The following is an 8,226-nucleotide window of genomic DNA, read 5'->3' as shown; positions in this document are numbered from 1 at the left end:
AGGATCTCCCGGTCGAGGCCGGCGACGGCGGCGTCTGGTCCATCGACGAGAACATCTGGTCGCGCGCGGTCGAGGGCGGGAAGCTGGAGAACCCGGACTACGAGCCGCCGGAGGACATCTACGAGTGGACCGCGGAGCCGGAGGGCGAGACCACCATCGAGGTGACGTTCGAGGAGGGGATCCCCGTCGCCGTCGACGGCGAGGCGATGGACCCCGTCCCGCTCATCCAGCACCTCAACGAGTACGCCGGCGGTTACGGCGTCGGTCGCACGGACGTGATGGAGGACCGCATGCTCGGGCTGAAGGTCCGCGAGAACTACGAGCACCCGGCGGCGACGGTCCTGCTGACGGCTCACCAGGCGCTCGAAGACCTCGTTCTCACGAAAAACGAGCGCTCGTTCAAGCAGGGGATCGAACACGAGTGGTCCGAGAAGGCGTACGAGGGGCTCGTCTTCGCCCCCGTCGTCGACGCGCTGAACGCCTTCGTCGACGAGACCCAGGACGTGGTGACCGGCACGGCCACCGTGAAGGTCTCCGGCGGCGACTGCCGCGTCGTCGCCCGCGACTCCGAGTACGCGGTCTACTCCGAGGAGATGGCCTCGTTCAACACCGAGGACGTCGCCGGCATCGCCCAGTCGGACGCGACGGGCGTCGCGAAGTACCACGGGCTCCAGGAGCGCCTCGCCAACGACGTGAAGGCGGGCGTCTCGAAGCCGGAGCTCGCGACGGACGGGTCCGGCGAGGGGGACGAGACCGGCGAGACCGACGACGGAAACTGAATGACCGACGACGACCCCGACGCGGCCGGCGGCGACACCGCCGTCCGTCGCGACCGCTTCACCGGCGGGCCCGCCCGCGAGTTCCTGTCGAGCCTCGCCGCGGACGCCGCCATCTTCGAGGCGGACCTCGCGGTCGACCGCGCGCACGTGGTGATGCTCGCGGAACGGGGGATCGTCGACGAGGCGGTCGCGGGCGAGATCCTCGCCGCGCTCGACGAGGTCGAGGCCGCCGGCCACGCCGAGCTGCCGGACGGCGAGGACGTCCACGAGGCGATAGAGACGGCCGTCATCGACCGGATCGGGCCCGACGGCGGCCGGATGCACACCGCCCGCTCGCGCAACGACGAGGTGGCGACATGTATCCGGTACCGGCTGCGCGAGGACCTGCTGGACGCGGTCGGGGCGACCGTCGCCGCCCGCGAGGCGCTCGTCGACGTCGCGGACGAGCACGCGGAGACCGTGATGCCGGGGTACACGCACCTCCAGCCGGCCCAGCCGACGACGGTCGCGCACTACCTGCTGTCGTACGAGGGCGGGCTCGCGCGCGACACGGAGCGGCTCGTCGACGCGTACGACCGGGTCAACCGGTCGCCGCTCGGCGCGGCCGCGTTCGCCGGGACGCCGTTCGACGTCGACCGCGACCGGACCGCCGAGCTGCTCGGGTTCGACGGGACGGTCCGCAACTCGATGGACGCCGCCTCGGCGCGCGACTTCCTCGCGGAGGCGGCGACGGCGCTCGCGACGCTCGCGACGACGCTGTCGGGGCTCGCGGAGGACCTGATCCTCTTCTCGAAGGATGGGGTCGTCGAGCTGGCGGACGCGTACGCCTCGACCTCCTCGATCATGCCCCAGAAGAAGAACCCCGACACGCTGGAGCTGACCCGCGGCGTCGCGGGCGACGCGATCGGCGAGGCGACCGGCACGCTGAGCCTCTTGAAGGGGCTACCGCGGGCGTACAACCGCGACCTCCAGCGCGCCCACGCGAGCGTCTTCGAGATCGCGGGCGACGTGCGGGAGGCGACCGCGGTCGCCGCGGGCGCGGTCGCGACCGCCGAGTGGGACGAGGCCGCGCTCGCGGCCGCCGCGGGCGAGGGGTTCTCGACGGCCACCGGGGTCGCCGACCTGCTCGCCGCGAACGGGCTCCCGTTCCGGACGGCCCACGAGATCGTCGCGAGCGCCGCCCCCGCGGTCGCGGACGGCGACGACCCCACGACCGCCGCCGCAAAAGTTGACGAGGCCGCACGCGCCGTGCTCGGGGAGTCCCTCTTCGAACGCGTGTCGCGCGACGAGGTGGAACGCGTCCTCGATCCGGCCGCGAGCGTCGCGAGCCGCGACTCCGCGGGCGGCCCCGCGCCCGCGACGGTCGCGGAAGATCTGACGGCCGCGACCGCGGGGATCGACGCGGACGCGACGGCGCTCGACGAGCGCCGCGAGGCGCTGGCGGCGGCCGCCGAGGCGCTCGACGCGGAGGTGGCGACGTATGCGTGACTCCCGCGCCGACCGCGACGGGCACCGCGGTCGGACGCCGAACCGGCCGCCGCGGCCGAACGGCCCCCCGCAGCCGGACCGACTGCGACGACCGCCGCGGCCGGGGGTCGACCGACGACCGCCGGTCGCGATCCCGTCTCCGGGAGGGGGCGGCCGAATGACTGAAATCTGACAGTCCGATCCGCTCGGGCGCTTTCGACCGCTCTCGAACCGATAGCCGGGGCTCTAGTTAGTATAAATTATTTGGTAAGTTCGGAACCTTTATGCGTTCGGCTCGCCCAGAGTGGAGTACGATGACGAGCGACACCGACACGCTGACCGCGGAGGACCCGATCACGGGCGAGGAGATCGAGATCCCGGCCGACGTCGAGGTCGGCGAGATCATCGACAGTCCGGTCACGGGGACCGAACTGGAGGTCATCTCGCTCGACCCGGTCGTCCTGGACGAAGCGCCCGAGCTCGAGGAGGACTGGGGCGAGTAGATGGCGACGACCGCCACGGCCGCGACACGCGAGTGGTCGACATGCGCGTGAGCACCGACGCGGGGCGCGCGAGCGCCGATTCGAACGGAGGGGGATCGACGTGCGCGTAGGGGTGCTCTACTCGCGGATCCGGAAGGACGAGAAGCTCCTGCTCGGCGAGCTCCGCGAGCGCGGCCACGACGTCGAGAAGATCGACGTGCGGAAGGAGCGGTTCGGCCTGGACTCCACGACGGCGGCCGTCGACGACCTCGACCTCGTCGTCGACCGCTGCCTGTCGACGAGCCGGTCGCTGTACGCGACGCGGTTCCTCGACAGCTACGGCGTCCCCGTGGTGAACGGCCCGGAGACGGGCGACGTCTGCGCCGACAAGGCGAAGAACTCGCTCGCGCTCGCCGAGGCCGACGTGCCGACCCCGGCGACGGAGGTCGCGTTCACGACGGAGGCCGCCCTGGAGGCGATCGAGTCGTTCGGTTACCCGTGCGTCCTCAAGCCGGTCACCGGCTCGTGGGGACGGCTGATGGCGAAGATCGACTCCCGCAACGCCGCCGAAGCGATTCTCGAACACAAGGAGACGCTCGGCCACTACGAGCACAAGGTGTTCTACGTCCAGGAGTTCGTCGACAAGCCCGGCCGCGACGTCCGCGTGCTGGCGGTCGACGGCGAGCCGATAGCGGCGATGACGCGCTCCTCGGAGCACTGGCTCACGAACGCCGCGAAGGGCGGCGAGACGGCGCCGTTCGAACTCGACGACCGCGCGACCGAACTGGTCGAGCGCGCCTCCGAGGCGGTCGGCGGCGGCATGCTCGGCGTCGACCTGATGGAGGTGGGCGTCGAGGCGGACGGCGACCCCGCCGAGACCGGCGGCTCCGGCGAGTACACCGTCCACGAGGTGAACCACACCGTCGAGTTCAAGGCGCTCGACGCGGCCACCGACGTCGACGTCCCGGCGCGGGTCGTCGACTGGTTAGAGGCGAAGGCGGCCGATCTGGCCGACGGAGCCGTCGCAGAGGTGGACGCGTGACCGCGAACGCCGAGGCCGACGGGGGGACCGCGGACGTCCACACCGCCGGCGTCGTCGGCGGCACCGGGTTCACCGGCGGCGAGCTGCTGCGGCTCCTCGCCGGCCACCCGAACTTCGAGGTCGTCCAGGCGACCTCGCGGTCGGCCGACAACATGACCGTCGGGCGCTCGCACCCGAACCTGCGCGGGCTCGACCTGCGCTTCTCGGACCCCGAGGACCTCGAGTCGGTCGACGTGCTGTTCGCGGCGACGCCGCACGGCGTCTCGATGGGGCGCATCGACGAGTTCTTCGACGCGGCAGACACCGTCGTCGACCTCTCGGCGGACTTCCGCCTCCCCGAGGCCGCGGCGTACGACGAGTGGTACGACGGCCACGAGTCGCCGGAGTACTTGGAGCGCGCGGAGTACGCGCTCCCGGAGCTCAACCGCGAGAACCTCGCCGGGGCCGACCTGATCGCGGGCGGCGGCTGTAACGCGACCGCGACGATCCTCGGGCTGAAACCCCTCGTCGACGCCGGCGCGCTCGGTCCCGAGACCGGCGAGGTCGTCGTCGACGTGAAGGTCGGCTCCTCGGAGGGCGGCGCGGGCGGCGGCGCGGCCTCGTCGCATCCGGAGCGCTCGGGCGTCGTGCGCCCGTACGCGCCCACCGGGCACCGCCACGAGGCGGAGATCGAGGCGTACCTCGGCCTCGACGTCTCCTTCACCGTCCACGCGGTCGACATGGTCCGCGGCGCGAGCGCGACCTGCCACGTATTTCCCGACGAGCCGGTCTCGAAGGGGGACCTGTGGGGCGCGTACCGCGACGCCTACGCCGACGAGCCGTTCATGCGGATCGTCTCCGGCGGGGGCGGCGTCTACCGCTACCCCGAGCCGAAGTCGGTCGCCGGGACGAACCACGGCGAGGTCGGCTTCGAGCTCGACCCCGGGAACCGGCGCGTCGTCGTCTTCTCGGCGATCGACAACATGACCAAGGGCTCGGCGGGGCAGGCCGTCCACGCGGCGAACGTCGCCCTCGGACTGCCCGAGACGGCGGGCCTCGAGTTCGACGGGCTCCACCCGGTGGGTACGCCATGAGCGGAGCGGAATCCGAGTCCGCGGGCGAGCCCACGGTCGTCGTCAAGGTCGGCGGGGCGAAGGCGGTCGACCCGGCCGGCGCGGTCGGCGACGTCGCGCACCTCGCGGCCAACGGGCGCTCCGTCGTCGTCGTCCACGGCGGCTCGACGGTCGTCGACGAGACGCTCGAGCGGCTCGGCATCGAGCCCGAGTACGTCGAGTCCGCCTCGGGCGTCACCGGGCGGTTCACCGACGCGGAGACGATGGAGGCGTTCGCGATGGCGATGGCCGGCAAGCTCAACACCGAGCTGACGGCGGAGTTCCGCTCGGCCGGGGTCGACGCGGTCGGCCTCTCCGGGGTCGACGGCGGGCTCCTCTCGGGCCCGCGCAAGTCGGCGGTCCGCGTCGTCGAGGACGGGAAGCGGAAGATCCGGCGCGGCGACCACTCCGGGAAGATCGAGTCGGTGAACGCCGACCTGCTCGCCGGCCTCCTCGACGACGGTTACACCCCGGTCGTCTCGCCGCCGATGGCGGGCGACGAGGGCGACGGCGAGGTGACGCCGGTCAACGCGGACGCCGACCGCGCGGCCGCGGCGGTCGCGGGCGCGCTCGGCGCCGATCTCGTCCTGCTGACCGACGTCTCCGGCGTGTACGCCGACCCGGACGACCCCGAGACGCGCATCGACGCGGCCGCGACGCCCGCCGAGCTGGCGACCGTCGAGGACGCCGCAGAGGGGTTCATGGGCAAGAAGGTGATGGCCGCGAGAGAGGCGCTCGAAGGCGGTTCGGGCCGCGTCGTGATCGCGGACGCCAACGTCCGCGATCCGGTCGTCGCCGCGCTCGGCGGCGAGGGCACGACGGTCGAGCGGTCGGCGCTCGACGAGGCCGCGAACGGCGACGCCGCTGAGACCGAAGGGGGTGAGACCGCGTGAGCGGCTTCGTCTTCTCCGAGAAGCCGATCGAGATCGCCTCGGGCGACGGGGTGTACGTCACCGATACGGACGGCACGGAGTACCTCGACTTCGGCGCGAGCTACGCCTGTACGCCGGTCGGCCACTGCCACCCGGAGGTCGTCGACGCCGCGACGAGCCAGCTGGAGGAGCTCATGTACGTCCAGGCGTCGTACCCGCACGCGGCGCGGACGGCGCTGTACGAGCGGCTCGCCGACGTCGCGCCGGTTGACGTCGACAACGTCTGGCTCTGTAACTCCGGGACCGAGGCGAACGAGGCCGCGCTGAAGTTCGCCCGGCACGCGACGGGCCGCGAGAAGATAATCGCGACCACGCAGGGGTTCCACGGCCGGACGATGGGGACGCTCGCGACGACGTGGAAGGACAAGTACAAGGACGGGTTCGGCCCGCTCGCGGGCGGCGTCGAGTTCGTCGAGTACGGCGACGCCGAGGCGATGCGCGAGGCGGTCGACGAGGACACCGCCGCGGTCATCTTGGAGCCGCTCCAGGGCGAGGGCGGGATCAACCCCGTCCCGACCGAGTACCTCCAGGCGGTCCGCGTCGCGACCGCCACCTCCGGCGCGGCGATGATCCTCGACGAGATCCAGACCGGGCTCGGCCGCACCGGAGACATGTGGGCCGCCGACCGGCACCACGTGGTTCCCGACATCCTCACGACCGCGAAGGGGCTCGGCAGCGGGCTCCCGATCGGCGCGACGCTGTGTCGCGACTGGATCGCCGAGGACGGCGGCGACCACGGCTCGACGTTCTCCGGCGGGCCCGTGGTGTCGGCGGCGGCGGGCGCCACGCTCGACGTGATCGAGCGCGAGGACCTCCCGGCCCACGCCGAGGCGGTCGGGAACTACCTCCGCGGCGAGCTCCGCGACCGCCTCGGCGACGACGTGCGCGACGTGCGCGGCGACGGGCTGATGGTCGGGATCGAGGTGCGCCGCGGGTCGAACCGGCTGCTGCGCGACCTCGCCATCGACCACCAGATCCTCGCGCTGCCGGCGGGGCGGACCGTGCTGCGCCTGCTGCCGCCGCTGACGATCGAGCGCGAGCACGCCGACGCCGTCGTCGACGCGATAGCCGAGGTGGTCGGCTGATGGCGGCCGGCAAGGAGCGGGATCCGGAGGAGAGCGAGGCTGGAGCCGAGTCCGCGCCCGGCGGCACCGACGTCGTCGCCGGCGGCGGCTACCCCGCGGCGTGCGACACGCCCGCCCGGAAGCTGCTGTACGACATGGTCTCGATCCCGTCGCCGTCGCGCGACGAGGAGCGGGCGGCCGAGCGCCTCGTCGACTTCTTCGAGGCGAACGGCCGGGAGGCGTGGATCGACGAGGTCGGCAACGTCCGCGCGCCGGCGAACGACGCCGTGCTCCTCACCTCGCACGTCGACACGGTCCCCGGCGACATCCCGGTCGAGGTGCGGCCCGCGCCGCCCGAGGGCGAGCTCCCGGAGCCCTCGGACGTCCGCGTCGGCGAGCCCGGCGACCCCGTGCTGTGGGGCCGCGGGGCGGTCGACGCGACCGGGCCGCTCGTCTCGATGGCGGTCGCGGCGGTGAAGACCGGCGTCTCCTTCGCGGGCGTCGTCCGCGAGGAGGTCGACTCCGGCGGCGCGCGCGCTCTCATCGATGACCGCGACGCGCCCGACGCGGTGATCAACGGCGAGCCGTCGGGCTGGCAGGGGATCACCCTCGGTTACCGCGGCCTGCTGGAGGGGACGTACGTGAACACCAGCGAGTCGGGCCACTCCTCGCGGCCGGAGCCGAACGCGATCCAGCACGCGATCGACTGGTGGCACGGCGTCGAGGCGGCGTTCACGCCGGACGACGCGGAGACCGCCGTGTTCGATCAGGTGACGACCAAGCCCATCTCGGTCGACGGCGGCCTGAGCGACGACGGCCTCGCCGTGGAGACGACGATGGACGTCCAGCTCCGGATCCCGCCGTCGCGGCCGGTCGACGAGATCCACGAGCTCGCGGAGGCGGAGCTGTCGACCGGCACCGTCCACTGGGGCGAGCCGATGCCGCCCGTGATGGAGAGCCCCCGGACCGACCTCGCGCGGGCGTTCCGGGTCGCGATTCGGTCCGCGGACGGCGACGTGCGCCTGCTCCGGAAGACCGGGACGAGCGACATGAACCTCTTCGCGGCCGCGTGGGACTGCCCGATGGTCACATACGGGCCCGGGAACTCCGACCTCGACCACGCCCCCGACGAGCGGCTCCCGCTCCCGGACCTCGACCGCGCCGTGCGCGTCCTGACCGACGTCTGCCGCGAGCGACTGTAACCGCCCGCGACCCCGACGCGACCCGTTCTCGAACGACACCACACCACTCCAACGATGCCACTCGCCACCGACGACTTCCTCGACATCGACGACGTGACGCCCGCCGAACTGGACGCCCTGCTCGACCGCGCCGCCGCGATGAAGGCGGGCGAGACCGACCCCCGACT

The 8,226-nt window shown here is 72.7% G+C and carries 7 protein-coding genes and 2 pseudogenes; all 9 read left to right on the top strand.

What is annotated here, in order from left to right; all coding sequences use genetic code 11:
- A pseudogene (locus Q0116_RS03780) lies at window positions 1–779 on the top strand (argininosuccinate synthase domain-containing protein); the annotation flags it as partial.
- Window positions 780–2,267, top strand: coding sequence for an argininosuccinate lyase (argH, locus tag Q0116_RS03775; protein ID WP_297885650.1), 1,488 nt, complete (start codon window positions 780–782; stop codon window positions 2,265–2,267).
- Between the two features lie 293 nt (window positions 2,268–2,560).
- Entirely contained in the window at window positions 2,561–2,749 is a 189-nt protein-coding gene (gene lysW / locus Q0116_RS03770; RefSeq protein ID WP_006114043.1) for a lysine biosynthesis protein LysW, read from the top strand.
- Window positions 2,750–2,849: 100 nt separating this feature from the next.
- On the top strand, window positions 2,850–3,770 hold the full coding sequence (gene lysX, locus Q0116_RS03765; RefSeq protein ID WP_297885646.1) for a lysine biosynthesis protein LysX: 921 nt from the start codon (window positions 2,850–2,852) through the stop codon (window positions 3,768–3,770).
- On the top strand, window positions 3,767–4,843 hold the full coding sequence (gene argC, locus Q0116_RS03760; RefSeq protein ID WP_297885644.1) for an N-acetyl-gamma-glutamyl-phosphate reductase: 1,077 nt from the start codon (window positions 3,767–3,769) through the stop codon (window positions 4,841–4,843). Before lysX ends, argC begins: the two co-directional genes overlap by 4 nt.
- Entirely contained in the window at window positions 4,840–5,754 is a 915-nt protein-coding gene (locus tag Q0116_RS03755) for an acetylglutamate/acetylaminoadipate kinase (protein WP_297885642.1), read from the top strand. Before argC ends, Q0116_RS03755 begins: the two co-directional genes overlap by 4 nt.
- On the top strand, window positions 5,751–6,878 hold the full coding sequence (locus Q0116_RS03750) for an aspartate aminotransferase family protein (protein WP_297885640.1): 1,128 nt from the start codon (window positions 5,751–5,753) through the stop codon (window positions 6,876–6,878). Before Q0116_RS03755 ends, Q0116_RS03750 begins: the two co-directional genes overlap by 4 nt.
- The gene (locus tag Q0116_RS03745) at window positions 6,878–8,059 is read left to right on the top strand and encodes a [LysW]-lysine hydrolase (protein ID WP_297885638.1); all 1,182 of its coding nucleotides are present in this window, start codon (window positions 6,878–6,880) and stop codon (window positions 8,057–8,059) included. The genes Q0116_RS03750 and Q0116_RS03745 overlap by 1 nt, the downstream gene beginning before the upstream one ends.
- Before the next feature lie 54 nt (window positions 8,060–8,113).
- Window positions 8,114–8,226: pseudogene (locus tag Q0116_RS03740) on the top strand (ornithine carbamoyltransferase); the annotation flags it as partial.

It is taken from the genome of uncultured Halorubrum sp. (assembly GCF_937146585.1).
GTDB lineage: Archaea > Halobacteriota > Halobacteria > Halobacteriales > Haloferacaceae > Halorubrum > Halorubrum miltondacostae.
Note: the sequence above shows the minus strand (reverse complement) of the source record. Positions and strands in the feature narration are given on the sequence as shown.